Origin of the sequence: Streptomyces sp. TLI_55, from assembly GCF_900206255.1 — a bacterium.
GTDB lineage: Bacteria > Actinomycetota > Actinomycetes > Streptomycetales > Streptomycetaceae > Streptomyces > Streptomyces aquilus.
This window is the reverse complement of sequence record NZ_OAOJ01000001.1, coordinates 2,301,242-2,321,223: the sequence shown is the minus strand read 5'-3', so window position 1 is coordinate 2,321,223 and position 19,982 is coordinate 2,301,242. Positions and strand designations below refer to the sequence as shown.

Here is a 19,982-nt window from a genome sequence, read left to right as displayed (position 1 = left end):
CGGGAGGGAGGCCGAGATGCGCCGCAAGGCCAGCCTGATCCTGCTCGCCCTCGCCGTGTTCTTCGCGGCACTGTCCCCGCTGCTGCGCTGGTACGCCTTCCCGCGCCTGGCGAAGATCCCGGCGAGCCAGTACCAGGACATGGTCCTGGAGGCCAAGGACGCCACCCTCGTCGACAACTCCCTCCAGGAGAAGAAGGTCTCCAAGATCACCATCGTGCAGACCCTCAAGGGCAACGTGGAGGCCTCGGAGAAGATCGAGAAGACGCTCGGCCGGGACGTCGTCGTCTGGGACAGCCTGTCGTACGCCCAGGACCCCGACGGCAAGATGGTCGCCTACATCCCCGAGCGCTACATCTTCGACGCCCACAGCCAGGACCCCGTCCACGCCACCGGCGAGATGGTCGACGGCGACCCGGTCAAACGCGAGGGCATCGAGTTCAAGTGGCCCTTCCGGACGGAGAAGCGGGACTACGAGTACTTCGACGCGCAGACCCGCACCAGCAACCCCATCCACTACAAGGGGACGCAGAACTTCCGCGGCCTGGAGGTCTACTACTTCGAGCAGACCATCCCGTGGACCCAGGTGAAGTTCCCCAAGAAGCTGCCCGTCGCCGGCATCACCCCCGAGCAGATCGCCAAGACCGGCATGACCCGCTGGTACACCACCGTCCGCAAGTTCTGGGTCGAGCCCGTCACCGGCGCCCCCGTCTACGGCGAGGAGATCCACAAGGAGGAACTCCGCGGCGGCACCCTCCTGGGCGACCGCGAGAAGGTCACGGCGTTCGCCGGGCACGTGAAGATGCGCGAGGACTACATCGAGCACACGGTCGACCTGGTCAAGTCCAACCGCCTGCTGATCCTGCTGATGACGACGTACCTCCCCTGGGGCTTCCTCACCCTCGGAGTCCTGCTCCTCGCCCTCTCCTTGTGGCTGGAGGCGCGCGGCCGCCGCCCGGACGACCCGGTGCCCGCCGACGCCGACGCACCGGAACCGGTCACCGCCTGAGCCGTGCGTTGGTGTGCCGCGTCGGCTCGGCGGTCGCCGGGTCCTCCGGCCACGGGTGCTTCGGGTACCGGCCGCGCAGCTCCGCCCGTACGCCCTTGTAGCCGTCCTTCCAGAAGGAGGCGAGGTCGGCGGTGACGGCCGCGGGCCGCCCGGCGGGGGAGAGGAGATGGACGAGCAGCGGCACCCCGGCGACCCGCGGCGACTCCTGCAGCCCGAACATCTCCTGCAACTTGACGGCGAGAACGGGCTGTTCGGGCTCGGAGTAGTCGATCCGGATCCTGGACCCGCTCGGCACCGCGATCCGCTCGGGCGCGAGCTCGTCGAGCCGCCCCGCCTCACCCGAGGCCCAGGGAAGCAGCCGGTTCAGCCCCGCCCCGGCATCGATGCGCGCCAGATCGGCCCGCCGTCGCGCCCGCCCGAGCTCCGGCTCCAACCACTCGTCCACGCGCGCGTGGAGCGCGTCGTCGGAGACGTCCGGCCAGGGGTCGCCGACACGCAGCCGCAGAAAGGCGAGCCGCTGCCGCAGTACGCCGGCCTCCGGCGACCAGCGCAACAACCCGAGCCCCTCCAGCCGCAGCCCTTCGAGAAGCGCCTCGCGTACGAGGCCGGCGTCGGCGTCCTGCAAGGGCCGTGAGGTCAGCTCGATCGCCCCGAGCCGCTCGACGCGCCGCGCGACGACGTCCCCGTCGGCCCAGTGGACCTCCTGCGCCTCGGAGTACATCGAGGCCGCGGCCGACCGCGCCGTGTCCTCGTCGACGACCGCCGCGAGCTGCACACGCGCGTGCCCCTTCCCGACGGGCCGATCAGCGACGGCCACGGCGACCCAGGGGGCGCCGCGCAACGCGGAACCCTCCGGCAGCTCGGCCCGCGTACCGGAGGCCATGAGGTAGGAACCCCCGTCGACTTTGGCGACGCGTTCGGGAAAGGCGAGAGCGGCGACAACGCCGACGAGCCGCTCATCGCCGCCAGTGCGCCCCTGTCCGGCGACAGCCCCTTCCGTGCCGTTGGCGGCATCGGCCGTCGAGACGGCCCGCAGCCGCCGTACCTCCGCGCGCCACCGCCCCGCATACGCGTCACCCCCACGCCGAGCAGCCCGAAGAGCCGCCGCGAGGTCATCCCCGTACTCCCGCGGAACGTCCTCCGACAGCAGCGCCACCACCTCGGCCGCGTCCCCCGGCGCGTCCAGCAGCGCCCGCCCCAGCCGCGGATGCAACCCCAGCCGAGCCAACCGCACCCCCCGCTCCGTGGCCCGCCCGGCGGAGTCCACCGCCTCCACCGCCACGAGTGCGGCCCGCGCCGCCGCCATCGCCCCGCCCGGCGGCGGATCCAGCAACGCCAGCCCGGACGCGTCGGGATCGCCCCAGCAGGCCACCTGGAGCGCGAACGCCGTCAGGTCGGCCACCTTGATCTCCGGCGACGGGAACAGCGGCAGCCGCGCGTCCTCGGCCTCCGCCCAGCACCGGTACACCGCCCCCGGCGCCTCCCGCCCGGCCCGCCCCGCCCGCTGCCGTCCGGCAGCCCGCGAGGCCCGCACGGTCGTCAGCGCGCTCAACCCGCGCGCGTGATCCACCCGAGGCTCCCGGGCCAGCCCGGAGTCCACGACCACCCGCACCCCGGGCACCGTCAGCGAGGACTCGGCGACGGACGTCGCCAGCACCACCCGCCGCCGCTGCGCGGGAGCCAGCACCGCGTCCTGTACGGCCGCCGGAGCCCTTCCGTGCACCTGGAGCACCTCGACGTCACCCAGGCCGCCGAGCTGTCCGGCCACCCGCGCGATCTCCCCGACGCCCGGCAGGAAGCACAGCACGTCCCCAGCCCGCTCGGCGAGCGCCCGCCGCACCACCGACGCCACATGCGCCAGCAGCGCCGGGTCGACCCGCATCCCGTGCGGCGGCCGCACCGGCCGTACCGGCGGCGCCCACACCACCTCCACCGGATGCGAGACCCCCGCCGCCTCGACGACCGGCGCCCCGCCCAGCAGCCGGGCCCAGCCCTCGGCGTCCGTCGTCGCCGACGCGGCCACCAGCCGCAGCTCCGGCCGCAGGGCCTGTCGTACGTCCCACAGGAAGGCGGCAGACGTGTCCGCGTCGAGATGGCGTTCGTGGCACTCGTCGAGGATCACGACGTCCACGCCGGGCAGCTCCTGGTCGCGCTGCAGCCGCTGGAGCAGCACACCGGTCGTGACGACCTCCACGCGCGTGTGCCGCCCGACGACCCGCTCGCCGCGCACGGTGTAGCCGACGCTCTCCCCGGCCCTCTCGCCGAGCAGCCATGCCATGCGCCGGGCGGCGGCGCGGGCGGCGATGCGGCGCGGTTCGGCCACGAGCACGCGCCGCGCGGGGGCGTCGGCGTCCAGGAGACCCGCCAGCGCCAGCGGCACCAGGGTCGTCTTGCCGGTGCCGGGCGGCGCGACGAGGACGGCGGTGCCGTGGTCGTCGAGCGCCGCGCACAGGTCGGGCAGGGCGGAACGTACGGGCAACCGGTCGAGAGCGTCGCTGCGGATCACCGGTCCAGTCTCGGGCACGCGGCTATGGTCACCGCATGCCACTGCCTGACGAAGACATGCCACTGCCGGACGAGGACGCGACGCTCGCGCACCACTTGGGCGCCGCCGCGCAGGCCGTGGGCGCGCAGGGAAAGCTCACCCGCCTTGTGGCCGGGAGGCTGAAAAAGGATGTGCTGGAGATCCGCCTCGGCACCGGCCTGGCCCCGGAGGCGGCGCTGGCGCTGGCGGAGCAGATGGTGGTGGGCTGTGTGCCGCCGTTGGCCGTCGTCGCCCTGCCGAACGGCGGCACCGCCGTCCGCGCGGTGATGGGGACCGGGTTCGGTGGGATGAACCCGGCCGTCGTCACGCTCACCGTCACCGCCGCCGACGACGCGGGCAGCACGGTCCTCGTCCGGGGCGCCGCCAAGGAGGGGCTGATCAAGCAGCGTGGCGGTCAGCGGGTCGTCGAGGGGATCGTGTCCCGGTGGCTGGCCGCGGACCCCACCGCCGGCCCCGAGACCGAACTGCCGGACTAAGGGCCCCGGTCAGCCCCTGTCGTCCCGCTCGCAGACGAAGATCGCCGTCCCTGGGATCAGGTTCCCGCGCAGGGGCGACCAGCCGCCCCACTCCGAGGTGTTCCAGGCCGGCCACTCCGGCTCGACGAGATCCACGAGGCGGAAGCCCGACGCCGCGATGTCCCGCACCCGGTCGCCGATCGTCCTGTGGTGCTCGACGTACACCGCGCGGCCCTGCTCGTCCTGCTCGACGTACGGCGTGCGGTCGAAGTAGGAGGCGGACACCGACAGCCCCTCGGGGCCCGGCTCGTCCGGGAACGCCCAGCGGATCGGGTGGGTCACCGAGAAGACGAACCGGCCGCCCGGGCGCAGCACCCGGCGCACCTCCGTCAGGACCCGCACCGGGTCGGCGACGAAGGGCAGCGCCCCGTACGCCGAGCAGGCCAGGTCGAAGGAGGCGTCCGCGAAGGGGAGGGCGCCGGCGTCGGCGCAGACCAGAGGGAAGGAGCCGCCGATGCGCAGGGCGTGCTGGAGCTGGCGGTGCGAGATGTCGAGCGCGACCGGGCGGGCGCCCTGCGCGGCCAGCCAGCGCGAGCACTGGGCCGCGCCGGCGCCGATCTCCAGCACGCGCCGGTCCTTGAGGTCCTCCGGCGGGCCGAGCAGCTCGGCCTCCACCTCGTCCAGACCCTCGGGGCCCCACACGAAGCGGTCGTCGCCGAGGAACGTGCCGTGTTCCACCTGGTACTCGTCGGCGTTCCGGTCCCACCAGCCCCGGTTCGCCCGGGAGCTCTCGGCGGCTCCCGCGTCGCGCCGCGTGGCCTCCGACTCGGAGTCGGACTGGGCCGCGGACTCGGAAGAAGTGGGCTCTTGGATGATCGGCTCCCTCGTCGTACTCTTCCCTCCAACCCGTCCCCACGGGTGTCACGGGAGAGGTGTCTCAGGCCTGCTTGGCCTCCAGAGACAGTTCTTGTGCCGGGTATGCGGCGATCCGCCCCGGGTGTGCGCCTTCGCGCATTGACCCTGCCCGGCTGCCCCCGTATGCTACAAGTTGCGCTGCGGGCCTGCGCACCTCAGACGTAGCAGGCTGCGCTCGCATCTGTTGTATGTCCCCTCGGTTGTCGAGGCGCCATCACCAGTTTCTGGTTTGGCGCTTCCTTGGCTGTCCGGCTTCATCAGAGCGATACGGGCTCCCGGCGTAGCAGTACCTACGACTTTCTGTCCGTAACCGGAGCCCTTTCCCACATGACGAGCAGCACCGAGACCACCGCCACCACCCCGCAGGTTGCGGTCAACGACATCGGTAACGAGGAAGCCTTCCTCGCCGCGATCGACGAGACGATCAAGTACTTCAACGACGGCGACATCGTCGACGGCGTCATCGTGAAGGTCGACCGGGACGAGGTCCTGCTCGACATCGGTTACAAGACCGAAGGTGTCATCCCGAGCCGCGAGCTCTCGATCAAGCACGATGTCGACCCCAACGAGGTCGTCGCCGTCGGTGACGAGATCGAAGCCCTTGTTCTCCAGAAGGAGGACAAGGAAGGCCGCCTGATCCTCTCGAAGAAGCGCGCCCAGTACGAGCGTGCCTGGGGCACCATCGAGAAGATCAAGGAAGAGGACGGCATCGTCACCGGTACCGTCATCGAGGTCGTCAAGGGTGGTCTCATCCTCGACATCGGCCTCCGCGGCTTCCTCCCGGCCTCCCTGGTCGAGATGCGCCGTGTCCGCGACCTCCAGCCCTACGTGGGCAAGGAGCTCGAGGCGAAGATCATCGAGCTGGACAAGAACCGCAACAACGTGGTCCTGTCCCGCCGTGCCTGGCTGGAGCAGACCCAGTCCGAGGTCCGCCAGACGTTCCTCACGACCCTGCAGAAGGGTCAGGTCCGTTCCGGTGTGGTCTCCTCGATCGTCAACTTCGGTGCCTTCGTGGACCTGGGTGGCGTCGACGGTCTGGTCCACGTCTCCGAGCTGTCCTGGAAGCACATCGACCACCCGTCCGAGGTTGTCGAGGTCGGCCAGGAAGTCACCGTCGAGGTCCTCGACGTCGACATGGACCGCGAGCGTGTCTCCCTGTCGCTGAAGGCGACGCAGGAGGACCCGTGGCAGCAGTTCGCCCGGACCCACCAGATCGGTCAGGTCGTCCCGGGTAAGGTCACCAAGCTGGTTCCGTTCGGTGCGTTCGTCCGCGTGGACGAGGGCATCGAGGGTCTGGTCCACATCTCCGAGCTGGCCGAGCGCCACGTGGAGATCCCGGAGCAGGTCGTCCAGGTCAACGACGAGATCTTCGTCAAGGTCATCGACATCGACCTCGAGCGTCGTCGCATCAGCCTCTCGCTGAAGCAGGCCAACGAGTCCTTCGGTGCCGACCCGGCCTCGGTCGAGTTCGACCCGACCCTGTACGGCATGGCTGCCTCGTACGACGACCAGGGCAACTACATCTACCCCGAGGGCTTCGACCCCGAGACCAACGACTGGCTCGAGGGCTACGAGAAGCAGCGCGAGGAGTGGGAGCGCCAGTACGCCGAGGCGCAGACCCGCTTCGAGCAGCACCAGCAGCAGGTCATCAAGAGCCGCGAGGCCGACGCTGCCGCTGCCGCCGAGGGTGGCGACGCCGCCGGTGCGGCTCCGGCCGCGGGCGGTGGCGGTTCGTACTCCTCCGAGGGTGCGGACACCTCCGGTGCGCTGGCTTCCGACGAGGCGCTCGCCGCGCTTCGCGAGAAGCTCGCGGGTGGCCAGAGCTGAACGCTGGCTCGCTGAGGCTTAGCGGGTAACTGAGGGGCCGTACCTTTCGAGGTACGGCCCCTCAGCGCTGCCCGGGCTCGTTCTTCGGCTGCGGGGCGGCGGGGGCTGGTCGCGCAGTTCCCCGCGCCCCTAGAAGCCATGGCCCTTCCCCCTGCCATGAAAAGAGCTTGAGAGATGGCTGATCAGCCCTGCTCGTGGGAATGCCCCTGCTTCAGGGGGCGTTGAAGCGTATGAACACGAGGAGGAGCGGTCACTGTGCTTGATCCGCAGGGTTTGTACGCATGGGAGCCGAAGGGCCTGGCCGTCGTCGACATGGCGCTCGCCCAGGAGTCGGCCGGTCTTGTCATGCTCTACCACTTCGACGGATACATCGACGCGGGCGAGACCGGCGACCAGATCGTCGACCGGGTGCTCGACTCGCTGCCCCACCAGGTCGTGGCCCGTTTCGACCACGACCGGCTCGTGGACTACCGCGCCCGCCGTCCGCTGCTCACCTTCAAGCGCGACCGCTGGAGCGACTACGAGGTCCCCTCGATCGAGGTGCGACTCGTCCAGGACGCCACCGGGGCGCCCTTCCTGCTGCTGTCGGGGCCCGAGCCGGACGTGGAGTGGGAGCGCTTCGCGGCGGCCGTCCAGCAGATCGTGGAGCGGCTCGGCGTCCGTCTCTCCGTGAACTTCCACGGCATCCCCATGGGTGTCCCGCACACTCGCCCCGTCGGCCTCACCCCGCACGGCAACCGCGTCGACCTCGTGCCCGGCCACACCAGCCCCTTCGACGAGGCGCAGGTCCCCGGCAGCGCCGAGTCGCTCGTCGAGTACCGGCTCATCGAGGCCGGCCACGACGTCCTGGGCGTCGCCGCGCACGTCCCGCACTACATCGCGCGCTCCCCGTACCCGGACGCCGCCCTGACCGTGCTGGAGTCCATCACGGCGGCCACCGGCCTGGTGCTGCCGGGCATCGCGCACGCGCTGCGCACCGACGCGCACCGCACGCAGACCGAGATCGACCGCCAGATCCAGGAGGGCGACGAGGACCTCGTGGCCCTCGTCCAGGGCCTTGAGCACCAGTTCGACGCGGCGGCGGGCGCCGAGACCCGCGGCAACATGCTCGCCGAGTCCACCGACATCCCGTCCGCCGACGAGATCGGGCGCGAGTTCGAGCGCTTCCTGGCGGAGCGGGAGGGCGACAACTGAGCCCGATGGGGTGCGTTGTCAGCGGCACCGCCTAAGCTGCGGCTCATGCTGAAAGTGGGCCTGACCGGTGGGATCGGTGCCGGTAAGAGTGAGGTGTCGCGGCTGCTCGTGGAGCGGGGGGCCGTGCTGATCGACGCGGACCGTATCGCGCGCGAGGTCGTCGCGCCCGGTACGCCCGGGCTGGCCGCGGTCGTGGAGGCCTTCGGGGCCGGCGTGCTCGCCGAGGACGGCAGCCTGGACCGGCCCAAGCTCGGGTCGATCGTGTTCGCCGACCCCGAGAAGCTCGCCGTGCTGAACTCGATCGTGCACCCCTTGGTGGGCGCCCGCTCCCGCGCCCTCGAATCCGCCGCCGACGACGACGCGGTCGTCATCCATGACGTGCCGCTCCTCACCGAGAACGGCCTCGCCCCGCTCTACGACGTCGTGGTCGTCGTCGACGTCGCCCCCGAGACCCAGCTCGACCGCCTCGTCAGCCTGCGCGGCATGACCGAGGACGACGCACGCGCGCGGATGGCCGCCCAGGCGACGCGGGAGAAGCGCCGGGAGATCGCGGACATCGTCATCGACAACGACGTACCCCTGGAAGACCTGCGGCGACGCGTGGCGGACGTATGGGACGAGCTCGTACGAAGAGCCCGCGCGCCCCACGTGGCCGGGGACTCGCCCCGGGCGCCCCAGGAATAGCGGCCCCCTGTCCGGGCGTTGAACCCTTCCAGTGAGGGAAGGACTCTGCCGTGCCCGAGACCAGCGGTTGGACCGGACGTACTCCGGAGACGCATGTCATCGACTTCCGTGCCGCCGAGCAGTTGCTCGCCGCACGGGACCCGCAGGGCGCGGTGAAGCTGCTCGACCAGGTGATCGCCGCGCACCCCGAGAACACCGCCGCCCGCCTGCTGCGCGCGCGTGCGTTCTTCGCGGCCGCCCAACTGCGGCCCGCGGAGCTGGAGTTCACCATCGTCCTGGAGCGCGAGCCGGACAACGCGTTCGCGCACTTCGCGCTCGCCCGCACCTACGAGCGCCAAGCCCGCCCCGACCAGGCCAAACGCCACTTCCGGCTGGCCGCCGCACTGGACCCCAACCCGCAGTACCTGAAGGCGGCGCGGTTCGACGCGTGACGGCTCACGGCGCGGGCCGGTCCGGAGGCCGGTCCTCCGGTCGCCGGTACGACGGCCGCTGCCCTGGTGACCCGCGCGGTGGCCGCTGCTCCGCCGGCCGGTACGGTGGGACGTCCGGGCCCGGCTGATAGTGCGGGCCTTGTCGGATGTGCCGGAGGATCAGGGTCAGATCGACGGTGACGACCAGCCAGAGCACCCCGCAGGCGGCGGCCCACCCGGGGCGGCCCGCGAGGGCGAACGCGGCTGTCCCGAAGATCGCCCAGACCAGCCCCCACACGCTCAGCCAGAACCGGGCCCGCAGCGCACTGCGCGCGGTCGACGGCTCACTGCCCGTACGCATCGGGATCACCACTCCTCACTGCCAACGTACTCCTCGTACCCCTTGCTGGAGGGCGCGTGCTGCCGGACACCGATGAGCTCGCCGAGGCGCTGCTCGACCTCGCGGTACCCCATGAGGACATCAACGAGCTCGTCGCCAGGTGGCGGACGCTGACGGCCGATGCCGGAGCGATGCGGCTGCTGGCGGAGTGCGTCGAGGCGCTGGTGCGCGACATGGGGGAGATCGTCGAGTACGGCGACGGCCTGCAGCTGACCGCGCGGACCGCCGAGGCACCGCCGGCGCTGCGCCGGATCTTCCCCGCGTACGTGCTCGTCGCGGCGCTTCCGCACACGCGCGCGTACCACCGGGCACTAGGTGTCCCCGCCGACGTCTCCCGGCGCACCCTCACCGACCTCGGCCGGAACATGGCCGTCCACCGCAGGCGGCACGGGACGGCGGGAGTCCAGTCCCCGCAGTGGCTGGTGCTCCATTTCCGCGGTGAGATCTACCAGTTGGGGAGACTGCACTTCCAACGGGAGCGGCTCTGGGCGAGTTCGGCGCGGGGGCTCGCGGCGGCGGGGATGCGGGCGACCACCGGCACGCTCTGTCTGGGCCTGCACATCCCCGACTTCCTCGGCCCGCTGACGCCGGCCGCGTGCGACCGGGCGGTGGCGCTGGCGGGCGAGTTCTTCGCCAAGCACTACCCCGAGGAGGAGTACCGGGCGGTGATGTGTCACTCCTGGCTGCTGGACCCGCAGTTGAAGCGGTACCTGCCCGCCGACTCCAACATCGTCCGCTTCCAGGAGCGGTTCCGGCTCGCGCCGCGAGACGCCGAGTCGGCCGACACCGAGCCGGTCCAGTTCGTGTTCGGGGACCCGGAGCTGCCGGTGGCCGGGCTGCCTCGGCGTACGTCGGTGGAGCGGGCGGTGGGCGATCATCTGCGGGCCGGTGGGCACTGGTACATCGGGCAAGGGTGGTTTCCGCTGCCCGAGGCGGGGGTCGAGGCAGGGTCCGAGGCGGGACCCGCGAAGGTTCCCGAGAAGGTTCCCGAGGAAAGGCTCCGCCCCTCGAACGGGTGAAGTTGTTCGAGGGAGGAACGGGCGTGCGGATGCGGGCCGTTGGACGGGCATGGAACTGAAAATGCGTGAGGGGTACGAGGGGACGGGACCCGGGGCGATCACCCCGGACGGCTGTGCGGTGGAGCTGTACTCACGGCTCCCGGTGTACGACGAGCCGGACATCATCGCCGCGGCCGTGCCGGCGGGGGCGCACATCCTGGAACTGGGCTGCGGTGTGGGCCGGATGACCCACCCGCTGCTGGAGCGGGGCTTCTCGGTCACGGCGGTGGACGAGTCCCCGGAGATGCTGGCCCGCGTCCGGGGAGCGCGCACGATACGCAGCAAGGTCGAGGAACTCGACCTGGGCGAGACGTTCGACGTGGTGATGCTCGCGTCGTTCCTCGTGCACGCCGGCGACGTCGAGGTGCGACGCGGATTGCTGCGCGCCTGCGCCCGGCATGTGGCGGAGAGCGGGTGCGTACTGATCCAGCGGGAGGGCGAGGACTACCACACCAACCTGCCACGCGAACGCGTCGACCCCAGTGGCTTCACCCTCCGCATGGTGTCGGCGGAGCCGGTCGGCGACGGGGTGAACTCGGTGCGCGCGGAGTACGAGTTCCCGGACGCGGTATGGACCCAGACGTTCCTGGCCCGGCCGCTGACGAAGGAACAGTTCGAGGAGGCGTTGGGGGAGGCGGGCCTCCGGGTGGACAAGTACCTGACCGAGGACCGGATATGGGTACGCGCGGTGCGGGCGGTGGATGAGGAGAGGGCGGGGGCTGCCTGGACGGCCCCACGGACGTGAGGGGATGTTCGCCTGGCGGCGATGAGTTTCCGTGCGGGGGCCGGTCTATCTCTGTGACAGCACAACGGACCGCATCCCACAGGAGCCCCCGATGTCCGAGACCACCGTATCCGTCACCGCCGCCGCGTCCGCCAACTCCGGTACCGGCACGGTCGTCGCCGAGTCCGCGACCGCCCGTGGGCGCCGCGCCAGGATCGCCCTGCGCACCATTCAGGTGCTGCTCGCCCTGTTCTACGCGTTCGCGAGCGCGCTGCCCAAGCTGATCGCGCACCCCACGGCCGCCGACGCCTTCGCCGAGATGGGCTGGGGCAACGCGGGGATGTACACCATCGGCGCGCTCGAACTCGCCGGTGCGATCGCGTTGTTGGTGCCGGTGCTGCAGTCGGTGGCGGCGGTGGCGCTGAGCGGGCTGATGGTGGGCGCGTTCGTGGTCCAGATCTCCTACTTCGACGGGGAGAACGCCGCGACGCCGCTGATCCTGATCATCCCGCTGGCCCTGATCGCCTGGGCCCGCCGCGGCCAGAACGCCCAGCTGCTGCGGATACTGCGACGCCGGGCGTGACAGCGGCATCGGCGCCCCGCAAACCCCGGTCGGACTGGGTTGGCCATTCCGACCGGGGTTTGCGGGGCATCGGCGCTGGCTCACGTCGGTCCGTGTGTTTCTGAAGCGCCGGTTCAGTCAATCTCAGCCCGTCCGGCGTTTGAGGACGAGGCCCGTTCAGGGCCGAAGCGGGGGTCTGGGGGCGGCAGCCCCCAGGGAGGCGGGGTCGAAGGGGCGGCAGCCCCTGGAGGATGGGACGGGTAGGGGCGGCGGGGGCGAGAAAAACCCGCCGGTCACCGCCCGCCCGCGCGACCCCCCGCGCCTCCACCCTTACGTCCCCCCGACACCCCAGGCACCCCCGGCACCCCACCCATCCCCCGCAACCGCTCCATCTCCCGCCGATCCCGTTTGGTCGGCCGCCCAGCACCCCGGTCACGGATCCCCGCCGGAGCAACCGCCTCACGAGGCGGAGGCGGCGGACTGTTGTCGACATAGCACTGCACCGCGACAGGAGCCCCCACCCGCTTCCGGATGAGGCGCTTGACGACGACGATCCGCTCCCGCCCCTCATGCACCAGACGGACTTCGTCACCGACCCGCACGGAGTGGGCCGGCTTGACCCGCTCACCGTTCACCCGGACATGACCGCCCTTGCAGGCGGCGGCCCCGGCGGACCGGGTCTTGATCAGCCGCACGGACCAGATCCAGCTGTCGACGCGAACGGTCTCGCCCTGCTGCGGCCCAGCGGCCTCGGCGGCAGCCACGGCGGCGGCGACCTCCGAATCCGACCCACCACCCTCACGCCCGGCCGGCCCAGCTCCACCAGAGCCCGACTCCGCTTCGGCAGGGCCCGACTCTGCCTTGGCGGCGGGTGCCGGTTGCGACATCGCCCCTATAGCCGTCGGCGTGCTCTCGGCCCCGTTCCGAGCGGCTGCGACGGCGTCCATGCCCTCGCCCGCCCCGCCTTCCCCACGTTCAGCAGCCATGCCTCGACCTTAGCCGCCCGCCCCCGCCCACCCCGACGCCATTTCCCCACTGACCGCCCCGCCCCACCGCTCGCGAATCCGGGGCGGCGAGGGCACGGCCGTACGGTGGTGACGTGAAAGCTCTCGACGACCTGGACCGGCGTATCGCGGGCTGCCGCGCCTGCCCCCGCCTGGTCGACTGGCGGGAGGAAGTGGCCCGTACGAAACGGGCCGCGTTCGCCGACCAGACGTACTGGGGCCGCCCGGTGCCGGGATTCGGGCCGTCGGATGCCCGGATGCTGATCGTCGGCCTCGCCCCCGCCGCGCACGGCGGCAACCGCACCGGCCGGATGTTCACCGGAGACCGCTCCGGAGACGTGCTGTACCAGGCGCTGTACGACGTCGGCCTGGCCTCGCAGCCCACCGCGGTGAGCATCGACGACGGCCTTGAGCTGCACGGCGTCCGCGTCACCTCGCCCGTGCACTGCGCCCCGCCCGCCAACAAGCCCACCCCGGGCGAGCGGGACACCTGCCGCCCCTGGCTGGTGCAGGAGCTGAGGCTGCTGCGGCCGACGCTGCGGTCGGTGGTGGTGCTGGGCGCCTTCGGCTGGCAGGCCACGCTGCCCGCGCTGATGGCGGCGGGGTGGGACGTGCCCCGGCCGCGGCCCGCCTTCGGGCACGGGGTGCGCGTACCGCTCGACGGGATCGAGCTGTTCGGCTGCTTCCACGTCAGCCAGCGCAACACCTTCACCGGCCGGCTGACCCCGCAGATGCTCCGGGACGTGCTGCGCACGGCGGCGGCCGTTCACTGACGGGAATCAGCTGGGTTCCCCGAACAGCTGTCGTACCGTCGACTCGTAGTTGGTCCGCACGTGCGCGAGGGCGTGGGCGCGGGCCCGCTCCGGGTCGCCGGAGGCGATCGCCTCGTACAACTCGCGGTGCTCTATGAGGAGTTGGGGCCATTCCTCGTTCCGCCGGGTCATCCAGCGCAGTCGGCCGGCGACCGGTTCGAGGGCTTCGACCAGCAGGGTGTTGTCGGCCATGGCCACGATGCGGTCGTGCAGCCGGCTGTTGATGTCCGTGATCGTCTCCGCGTCGCCCGCCTCGGTCGCGGTCGCCGCCTCGTCGAGGAGCCGCTCGACCTCGGCGAGATCCTGCGGCGTTGCGCGGGCCGCGGCCAGCCCCGCCGCGTAGACCTCCAGTGCCTCGCGCAGTTCGAAGAGCTCCTTGACGTCCTGCGGGTTCAGCCGCCGTACGACGGTCCGACGAGGGGTCTCGAAGTGGACGAAGCCCTCGGCGACCAGGGCACGGATCGCCTCACGGACCGGTACCCGGGAGACGCCGAAGCGCTCGGCGAGCTCCCGTTCGACCAGTCGGTCACCGGGACGCAGTCCGCCCGCGATGATCTCCTGCCGTAGCGAGGTCAGGACGCGTTCGCGGATGGCACCCAGGGGCTCGATCTTCGTCGTGGAGCTCATGGGGCCATCTTCGCCGACTCCGAAGGTGTTTTACCGAGCGTTAACAGACGCGACATCGGTCGGAACGCTTGACGGGAGGACCATGACGGCAGTTTGGTATACCAAACGGCGTTCCGGGCGGCCGTATCCGCCACCCTCCTCCGTCCCCGGCTCATGGAGGCTCCGTGTCCCTCGCCGACCGCGCCACAGCCACCGGCGCCCCAGCGTTCGTCCCCGATCCCCGCCTCACCAACGAAGACCTCGCGCCCGCCGAGAAGCGGAACTGGAAGGTCTTCGACCTCTTCGCGATGTGGATGTCCGACGTCCACAACCTGGGCAACTACACCTTCGCCGCCGGTCTGCTGGTCCTCGGCATGAACGTGTGGCAGGTCTTCACCTCGCTGCTCGTCGGCTTCGTGCTCATCTACATCGGCATGAACTGGATGGGGAAGATCGGCCAGCGGCACGGCGTACCCTTCCCGGTCGTCAGCCGCATCAGCTTCGGCATCTGGGGCGCCAACATCCCGGCCCTCATCCGGGCCGTGATCGCCATCATGTGGTACGGCATCCAGACGTATCTGGCCTCGGTCGCGGTGAACGTGATGCTGCTCGCCGCCTGGCCGGGCCTGGAGTCCTGGACGCACAGCTCCTTCCTGGGACTTGACGCGCTGGGCTGGGTCTCCTTCCTCTCCCTGTGGCTGATCCAGGCGCTGATCATCAGCCAGGGCATGGAGTCGGTACGGAAGTTCCAGGACTTCTGCGGTCCGGCGATCTGGATCGTCATGATCGCGCTCGCGGTCTGGGTGCTGGCCAAGGCCGACTGGACCATCTCCCTCACCACCACCCCGCACCCGGTGTCGGTCGGCGAGCAGTGGCGCCAGTGGTTCGGTGCGATCGGCCTGATCCTCGCCACCTACGGCACGCTGATGCTCAACTTCTGCGACTTCTCCCGCTTCGCCCCGGACTACAAGACCGTCCGCCGCGGCAACTTCTGGGGCCTGCCCATCAACTCCACGGCCTTCGTGGTCGTCTCGGTGATCGTCACGGCCGGTTCGCTGGAGGTGTTCGGCGAGGCCATCACCGACCCGGCGGAACTGGTGGCCAAGGTCGGCAACACCTGGGTCCTGGTCGTCGCCGCGCTCACCTTCGCCGTCGCCACCATGGGCGTCAACATCGTCGCCAACTTCGTCTCGCCGGCCTACGACCTCGCCAACGTCTGGCCGCAGAAGATCAGCTTCAAGGTCGGCGGAATGATCAGCACGGTCGCCGCGCTGGTCGTCACCCCCTGGAACCTCTTCTCCAACCCGACCGTCGTCAACTACTTCCTCGGCGGCCTCGGCGCCTTCCTGGGCCCGCTGTTCGGCGTGATCATGCTCGACTACTACTGGATCAAGAAGGGCCGCGTGGACGTCGAAGAACTGTTCTCCGGCGCCCCCGGCTCCCGCTACTACTACAAGAAGGGCGTCAACCCCAAGGCACTGTGGGCGTTCCTGCCGTCGGCGGGCGTCGCGGCCGTGCTCGCCCTCGTGAAGACGTTCAGCGACGTGGCGCCGTACTCCTGGTTCATCGGCACGGCGCTGGCGGCCGGACTGTACGCGCTGCTGTGCCGGGACGAGCGCACCGCCGCCACCAAGGCCGTGGAGGTCTGACGGACGTGCGGATCGTCGTCACCAACTGCAACACCACGCAGGAGATGACCGAGGAGATCGTACGAGGTGCCCGGGCCGCGGCAGGCCCGGGCACCGCCGTGACCGGGCTGACGCCCGAGTGGGGGCCCGAGTCGGCCGAGGGCTGGCTCGACAGCTACCTGTCGGCGGCCGCGGTGATCGACCTCCTGCGGACCTACGAGGGCCCCGCGTACGACGCGGTCGTCATGGCCGGGTTCGGCGAACACGGACGGGAAGGCGTCCGGGAGCTGGTCGACGTCCCTGTCGTCGACATCACCGAGGCCGCCGCCCATCTGGCCTGTCTGCTCGGCCGGCGCTACGGGGTGGTCACCACCCTGGAACGCTCCTGCGGCCAGATCGAGGACAGCCTGGAACTCGCCGGCGTGGGCCGCAACTGCGCCGCGGTGGTCGGAACGGGGCTGAACGTCCTCGAACTCGGCGACGCGGAGCGCACGGAGGCCGCCTTCGTGGCCGCCGCGGAGCGGGCCATCGCCGCGGGCGCCGAGGTGCTGGTGCTGGGCTGCGCCGGGATGACGGGGCTGCAACGGGCGGTGGGGGAGAAGCTCGGGCTGCCGGTGGTCGACGGGGTGGGAGCCGCGGTGAAGCTGGCGGAGTCGCTGGTGGGGTTGGGGCTGGGGACGAGCCGGGTGGGCGGGTACGCGCGACCGTTGCCCAAGGGGCGGGTTTGGGGGAGGGGGGTGGGGTGAGGGGGCGCGGTCCAGGTAGTGGGGCGAGGGGTTCGTGGCTTTGTGGGTTCGCGGCCGTCCCGGTGGGGTGAAGGATCCGCAGTCCTGTGGGTTCCCCGGCCTTCCCGGTGAGGTGAAGGGTTCGCGGCCCTGTGGGTTCCCCGGCCTTCCCAGCGAGGTGAAGGGTTCGCGGCCCTGGCAATGGGTCAGGGGCGCGGTCCTATGAGGTTCGCGGCTCTTGCCGGTGGGGTGTGGGGTTCGTGGCCCTTCCAGTGCGGCGAGGCCGGCGGTGCCGCGGCGCACCGAGCCGGTGAGAGGCCGCCGTCGGGGTGATCCTGGCAGGGGTCGGTCGGCGGTGCGCCAGGGGCGGAGGCGGTACGACCGCACACTTCCGTCGGGACGTGGCGCCGCCCCCGCGTCTCCCCCCACCTCCTCATGCTCGGCGGCGGCGGGACGGGAGTCGCCGGTGTTCAGGTGGTCGTCGGTGGCGGGTGGCCGGGCTCCGTGCACCGTGCTCGCCGCGCTGCTGCTCGCCGCGCTGCTGCTCGCCGGGTTGTGCTGCACCGGCGCCTCGGGAGACGAGGCCGAGCCGTTCTGGACGAACCCCGACTCCCGGGCCGCACAGCAGGCCGCCGAGTGGAGGCTGGCGGGGCGGGACACGGACGCCGCGTTGATGGACCGCATCGCGACGCGTCCCCAGGCCGAGTGGATGACCGGTCCGAACCCCGGCCCGGTGGTCCGCGCCCGCACCACCGACGCCGCCCTGGCCGGCCGGACCGCCGTACTCGTGGCGTACTACATCCCCCACCGCGACTGCGGCCTGTACTCCAGCGGAGGCGCGCCGAGCGCGGACGACTACCGCGCGTGGGTCGACGAGTTCGCCGACGCCCTCGGCGACCGCGGCGCCTATGTGATCGTCGAACCCGACGCCGTCGCCCAGGTGGTGGCGGGCTGCACCGAGGTGGTGGCGGACGACCGCTACGCCCTGCTCGCCTACGCCGTCGACCGCTTCACGAGCAGCCCGCACACCCACGTGTACCTCGACGCGGGCAACTCCGGCTGGATTCCGGAGGCCTGGCGCCTGGTCGACGCGCTCGCGGCAGCGGGCATCGCCCAAGCCGACGGCTTCGCGCTGAACGTCTCCAACTTCCAGACCAACGAGGCCAGTTCCGCGTACGGCGACTGGCTGTCGGCGGACCTCGGCGGCAAGCACTACGTCATCGACACCAGCCGCAACGGCAACGGCCCGTACTCCGGAACCGACAGCTGGTGCAACCCGCCCGGCCGAGCCCTCGGCGAACCCCCGACGACGCACACGGGCAACCCCCGCCTGGACGCCTACCTCTGGATCAAGCGCCCCGGCGAGTCCGACGGCACCTGCCGGAGCGGCCCGGCGGCGGGCAGCTGGTGGCCGTCGTACGCACTGGAGCTGGCCCGAAACGCCCTCCGCTGAAGCACCCCGGATCGCTCACGGCCGCCATACGTACCGCACGTCCGGCTCCCGCTCCTCGTTCCCCCTCCCGTCCGTGTGCTCGACCGCGACGAAGCCATGCCGCTCGTAGAAGCGGTGGGCGGGCTTGTTGACCTGGAAGGTCCACAGCTGCAGCCCCTGTGGACTGCGCTCCTTGGCGAGCGCGACGAACCGGTCCCCGATGCCCTGTCCGCGCCGGTCCGGGGCGAGATAGAGCTGGGAGAGCAGGTCGCCGTTGAGCACCATGATCCCCACGATCTCCCGCTGCCCGGGGTCGGTCGTCTCCGCTACCCAGGTCTCCCGCAGCGGCACGACCACGTCCCGGATGTAGTTCCGCACCTCGTCGTCGGACCGCGGCCTGACGACCGTCGGCAGTGCGGCGTCGAACGACCGCAGCCACACGTCGGCCGCCGCGGCGGCGTCGGCGGGGGTGGCGCGCCGAATCGTGACGCCCGCGGTGTCGTCGTTCATCGCGCCTCCTCCGGGATCGCGGCCGTCGCCGTGATCTCCACCAACTGCCCGCTGTATCCGAGGCAGGCCACCCCTATCAGCGTCGACGAGTGCGGCCCGGTGCTGAGTCCGGACGCCTCGACCACCTCCCAGACGGCGGAGAGGACCGAGGTCTCCTGACTCACGACGTACACGTCGGTGGCGAGCACATGGGCCAAGTCGCTGCCGATCGCTCGCAGTTGCTCCTCCAGATTCGCGATCACCTGCTCGGCCTGCCGCACCGGATCCCCTTCGCCGACGAGGCTTCCCTGGGCGTCCAGCGGCACGGACCCGGCGAGGAACGCCAGCTTCGTGCCGGCCTCGACGACGGAGGCGTGGGAGTAGGTGGGTGGCGGGAAGAGGGCGGGGGCGGTGACGCGCCGGATCATGGGGGCTCCCGAGGTGCTGGACGGGCGACGGACGACCTGTCGGACAACCTGGCGATCATCCAAGGGGCGGTTGGGCAGCGCATCCGATTTTTGCGGCACGGCCGTCGGCCCGGGCCGCAGCCCGCGCCCCCGCTCCGCCGCCTCGACCCGCTCGACGCGATAGAGCCGCACCGGGGGTGCCGCTCTGACCCGCGGATTCACACTCAGCCGGTCCGGCGGCCCGAGCAGCCGGTGCACCATGCCACCGGCCCAGCCCCGCATGCGCAGTCCGGCCAAGGAGACGTACCGCCGCCCGTCCTCTTCATGCTCTCCGCGACCCGAACTCGCCATCGCTGCCTCCCCCATGGCACACCGCGGCCTTCCGGCCACAGCCCGCCGTCACGCTCTGTGACAACACATCCCATTGAAGCGCGTCCCACTGACAATCGCCCGGGGCAGCGGCCTCCTGTGGATAACCGGAGCCAGTCGCTTCCTGCGGATGGCCGGAGGCAGTCGCTTCCCGCGGATGACCGGAGGCAGTCGCCTCCCGCAGATGACCGACGGCAGTCGCCTCCCGCGGATAACCGAAGGCAGCCGTCTCCCGCGGATAACCGCTCGACGGGACGGAGCGGCGGCTGTCAGCCTTCGTCGGACGGCGCTTCGCGCGACGGGCGTCGGCAGCCGCAAGGTGCGCTCGGTCCCAGGAGGCTCATGCGTGTCCCGCACCGCCCATCACGTCCCCAGCCGGCACCGCACCCTCCCCGCGTTCTGGTCGCTGGGCCTGCCAGGCCCCTGGACCGGCAACGCCGTCCCTGAACTCCGCTACACGTCCGCGGAGTTGACCCGCGCCCGCCGAGAGGGCCGTCGCCCCCTGCCGCGACGAGTCGTGCGGAGCTTCACCTCGTACACGTACCCCCGGGCGATCAACGACCGGCCGAGCAGCCCGTACGAGCGCCGCGCCCGCGCCGCGCTCCAGGCCTTCCGGTCCGCCGCCCGTCTCGAGTTGCGTGCCGCTCCCGCGGAAGCGCTGCTCCAGTGGGCCGAGGAGCTCGACCACCCACCCACTCGGCATCGGCATCAGGACCTCTGGTGAGCCCCC

Annotated in this window: 20 protein-coding genes and 1 pseudogene; 14 read left to right on the top strand and 7 right to left on the bottom strand. The window is 71.4% G+C overall.

The features are described 5' to 3' along the window. The first annotated feature begins 16 nt into the window (after nt 1-16). The gene (locus CRP56_RS10850; RefSeq protein WP_097262685.1) at nt 17-1,006 is read left to right on the top strand and encodes a DUF3068 domain-containing protein; all 990 of its coding nucleotides are present in this window, start codon (nt 17-19) and stop codon (nt 1,004-1,006) included. Here the strand turns inward: CRP56_RS10850 and hrpB are convergent. Then, on the bottom strand, nt 996-3,512 hold the full coding sequence (gene hrpB, locus CRP56_RS10845; protein WP_097262682.1) for an ATP-dependent helicase HrpB: 2,517 nt from the start codon (nt 3,510-3,512) through the stop codon (nt 996-998). The genes CRP56_RS10850 and hrpB overlap by 11 nt on opposite strands. Before the next feature lie 35 nt (nt 3,513-3,547). Between hrpB and CRP56_RS10840 the strand changes: the two genes are divergently transcribed. Continuing rightward, a complete protein-coding gene (locus CRP56_RS10840; protein WP_143664895.1) occupies nt 3,548-4,027 on the top strand; it encodes a hypothetical protein in 480 nt (159 codons plus the stop codon). A 9-nt stretch (nt 4,028-4,036) separates the two neighbouring features. Here the strand turns inward: CRP56_RS10840 and CRP56_RS10835 are convergent, their stop codons facing one another. Continuing rightward, a complete protein-coding gene (locus tag CRP56_RS10835) occupies nt 4,037-4,882 on the bottom strand; it encodes a class I SAM-dependent methyltransferase (protein ID WP_097262678.1) in 846 nt (281 codons plus the stop codon). A 366-nt stretch (nt 4,883-5,248) separates the two neighbouring features. Here CRP56_RS10835 and rpsA point away from each other — a divergent pair, with 366 nt between their 5' ends. The 4 genes from rpsA (at nt 5,249) to CRP56_RS10810 (ending at nt 9,057) form a co-directional block, all read left to right on the top strand. Beyond that, complete coding sequence (gene rpsA / locus CRP56_RS10825; protein ID WP_097262676.1) at nt 5,249-6,748, top strand: 30S ribosomal protein S1; 1,500 nt, start codon at nt 5,249-5,251, stop codon at nt 6,746-6,748. Between the two features lie 255 nt (nt 6,749-7,003). Then, entirely contained in the window at nt 7,004-7,942 is a 939-nt protein-coding gene (locus CRP56_RS10820; RefSeq protein WP_097262674.1) for a PAC2 family protein, read from the top strand. Between the two features lie 45 nt (nt 7,943-7,987). After that, nucleotides 7,988-8,626, top strand: coding sequence for a dephospho-CoA kinase (coaE, locus tag CRP56_RS10815; RefSeq protein ID WP_097262673.1), 639 nt, complete (start codon nt 7,988-7,990; stop codon nt 8,624-8,626). A gap of 50 nt (nt 8,627-8,676) precedes the next feature. Continuing rightward, entirely contained in the window at nt 8,677-9,057 is a 381-nt protein-coding gene (locus CRP56_RS10810; protein ID WP_097262669.1) for a tetratricopeptide repeat protein, read from the top strand. A 79-nt stretch (nt 9,058-9,136) separates the two neighbouring features. Here the strand turns inward: CRP56_RS10810 and CRP56_RS10805 are convergent. Beyond that, nucleotides 9,137-9,397: pseudogene (locus tag CRP56_RS10805) on the bottom strand (DUF6343 family protein); the annotation flags it as partial. A gap of 56 nt (nt 9,398-9,453) precedes the next feature. Between CRP56_RS10805 and CRP56_RS10800 the strand changes: the two are divergent. From CRP56_RS10800 to CRP56_RS10790, 3 genes are all read left to right on the top strand, one after another. Continuing rightward, nucleotides 9,454-10,455, top strand: a complete 1,002-nt coding sequence (locus tag CRP56_RS10800) for an acyltransferase domain-containing protein (protein ID WP_179850980.1) — start codon at nt 9,454-9,456, stop codon at nt 10,453-10,455. Nucleotides 10,456-10,516: 61 nt separating this feature from the next. Continuing rightward, nucleotides 10,517-11,239, top strand: a complete 723-nt coding sequence (locus CRP56_RS10795) for a class I SAM-dependent methyltransferase (RefSeq protein ID WP_097262666.1) — start codon at nt 10,517-10,519, stop codon at nt 11,237-11,239. A gap of 91 nt (nt 11,240-11,330) precedes the next feature. After that, the gene (locus CRP56_RS10790) at nt 11,331-11,801 is read left to right on the top strand and encodes a DoxX family protein (RefSeq protein ID WP_097262663.1); all 471 of its coding nucleotides are present in this window, start codon (nt 11,331-11,333) and stop codon (nt 11,799-11,801) included. A 272-nt stretch (nt 11,802-12,073) separates the two neighbouring features. Here the strand turns inward: CRP56_RS10790 and CRP56_RS10785 are convergent, their stop codons facing one another. Then, entirely contained in the window at nt 12,074-12,667 is a 594-nt protein-coding gene (locus CRP56_RS10785) for an RNA-binding S4 domain-containing protein (protein ID WP_373559751.1), read from the bottom strand. A gap of 212 nt (nt 12,668-12,879) precedes the next feature. On the opposite strand from CRP56_RS10785, the gene CRP56_RS10780 reads away from it, so the two are divergent. Continuing rightward, nucleotides 12,880-13,557 (top strand): uracil-DNA glycosylase, encoded by a 678-nt coding sequence (locus CRP56_RS10780; protein WP_097262661.1) that lies wholly within the window; start codon nt 12,880-12,882, stop codon nt 13,555-13,557. A gap of 6 nt (nt 13,558-13,563) precedes the next feature. On the opposite strand, the gene CRP56_RS10775 is transcribed toward CRP56_RS10780, so the two are convergent. Further along, complete coding sequence (locus CRP56_RS10775) at nt 13,564-14,223, bottom strand: GntR family transcriptional regulator (RefSeq protein WP_097262658.1); 660 nt, start codon at nt 14,221-14,223, stop codon at nt 13,564-13,566. 164 nt (nt 14,224-14,387) lie between these two features. On the opposite strand from CRP56_RS10775, the gene CRP56_RS10770 reads away from it, so the two are divergent. From CRP56_RS10770 to CRP56_RS10760, 3 genes are all read left to right on the top strand, one after another. After that, a complete protein-coding gene (locus CRP56_RS10770; RefSeq protein ID WP_097262656.1) occupies nt 14,388-15,851 on the top strand; it encodes an NCS1 family nucleobase:cation symporter-1 in 1,464 nt (487 codons plus the stop codon). Between the two features lie 5 nt (nt 15,852-15,856). Further along, entirely contained in the window at nt 15,857-16,576 is a 720-nt protein-coding gene (locus CRP56_RS10765) for an aspartate/glutamate racemase family protein (RefSeq protein WP_097262654.1), read from the top strand. 445 nt (nt 16,577-17,021) lie between these two features. After that, on the top strand, nt 17,022-18,008 hold the full coding sequence (locus CRP56_RS10760; RefSeq protein WP_257040536.1) for a glycoside hydrolase family 6 protein: 987 nt from the start codon (nt 17,022-17,024) through the stop codon (nt 18,006-18,008). Between the two features lie 15 nt (nt 18,009-18,023). Here the strand turns inward: CRP56_RS10760 and CRP56_RS10755 are convergent, their stop codons facing one another. Together CRP56_RS10755 and CRP56_RS10750 are read right to left on the bottom strand one after the other, a co-directional pair. Continuing rightward, entirely contained in the window at nt 18,024-18,497 is a 474-nt protein-coding gene (locus CRP56_RS10755; RefSeq protein ID WP_097262650.1) for a GNAT family N-acetyltransferase, read from the bottom strand. Continuing rightward, a complete protein-coding gene (locus CRP56_RS10750; RefSeq protein ID WP_097273915.1) occupies nt 18,494-18,904 on the bottom strand; it encodes a RidA family protein in 411 nt (136 codons plus the stop codon). Before CRP56_RS10750 ends, CRP56_RS10755 begins: the two co-directional genes overlap by 4 nt. A 694-nt stretch (nt 18,905-19,598) precedes the next feature. Here CRP56_RS10750 and CRP56_RS10745 point away from each other — a divergent pair. Continuing rightward, nucleotides 19,599-19,976 carry a hypothetical protein gene (locus tag CRP56_RS10745; protein WP_097262648.1) on the top strand — a complete coding sequence of 126 codons (378 nt, stop codon included), beginning with the start codon at nt 19,599-19,601 and terminating at the stop codon, nt 19,974-19,976. Nucleotides 19,977-19,982 lie beyond the last annotated feature (6 nt).

Bases quoted from the DNA above. Each gene is read 5' to 3' on its own strand.
- CRP56_RS10850 (WP_097262685.1), top strand. From the start codon at position 17: ATGCGCCGCAAGGCCAGCCTGATCCTGCTCGCCCTCGCCGTGTTCTTC.
- CRP56_RS10840 (WP_143664895.1), top strand. From the start codon at position 3,548: ATGCCACTGCCTGACGAAGACATGCCACTGCCGGACGAGGACGCGACG.
- rpsA (WP_097262676.1), top strand. From the start codon at position 5,249: ATGACGAGCAGCACCGAGACCACCGCCACCACCCCGCAGGTTGCGGTC.
- coaE (WP_097262673.1), top strand. From the start codon at position 7,988: ATGCTGAAAGTGGGCCTGACCGGTGGGATCGGTGCCGGTAAGAGTGAG.
- CRP56_RS10795 (WP_097262666.1), top strand. From the start codon at position 10,517: ATGCGTGAGGGGTACGAGGGGACGGGACCCGGGGCGATCACCCCGGAC.
- CRP56_RS10790 (WP_097262663.1), top strand. From the start codon at position 11,331: ATGTCCGAGACCACCGTATCCGTCACCGCCGCCGCGTCCGCCAACTCC.
- CRP56_RS10785 (WP_373559751.1), bottom strand. From the start codon at position 12,667: ATGTCGCAACCGGCACCCGCCGCCAAGGCAGAGTCGGGCCCTGCCGAA.
- CRP56_RS10775 (WP_097262658.1), bottom strand. From the start codon at position 14,223: ATGAGCTCCACGACGAAGATCGAGCCCCTGGGTGCCATCCGCGAACGC.
- CRP56_RS10755 (WP_097262650.1), bottom strand. From the start codon at position 18,497: ATGAACGACGACACCGCGGGCGTCACGATTCGGCGCGCCACCCCCGCC.
- CRP56_RS10750 (WP_097273915.1), bottom strand. From the start codon at position 18,904: ATGATCCGGCGCGTCACCGCCCCCGCCCTCTTCCCGCCACCCACCTAC.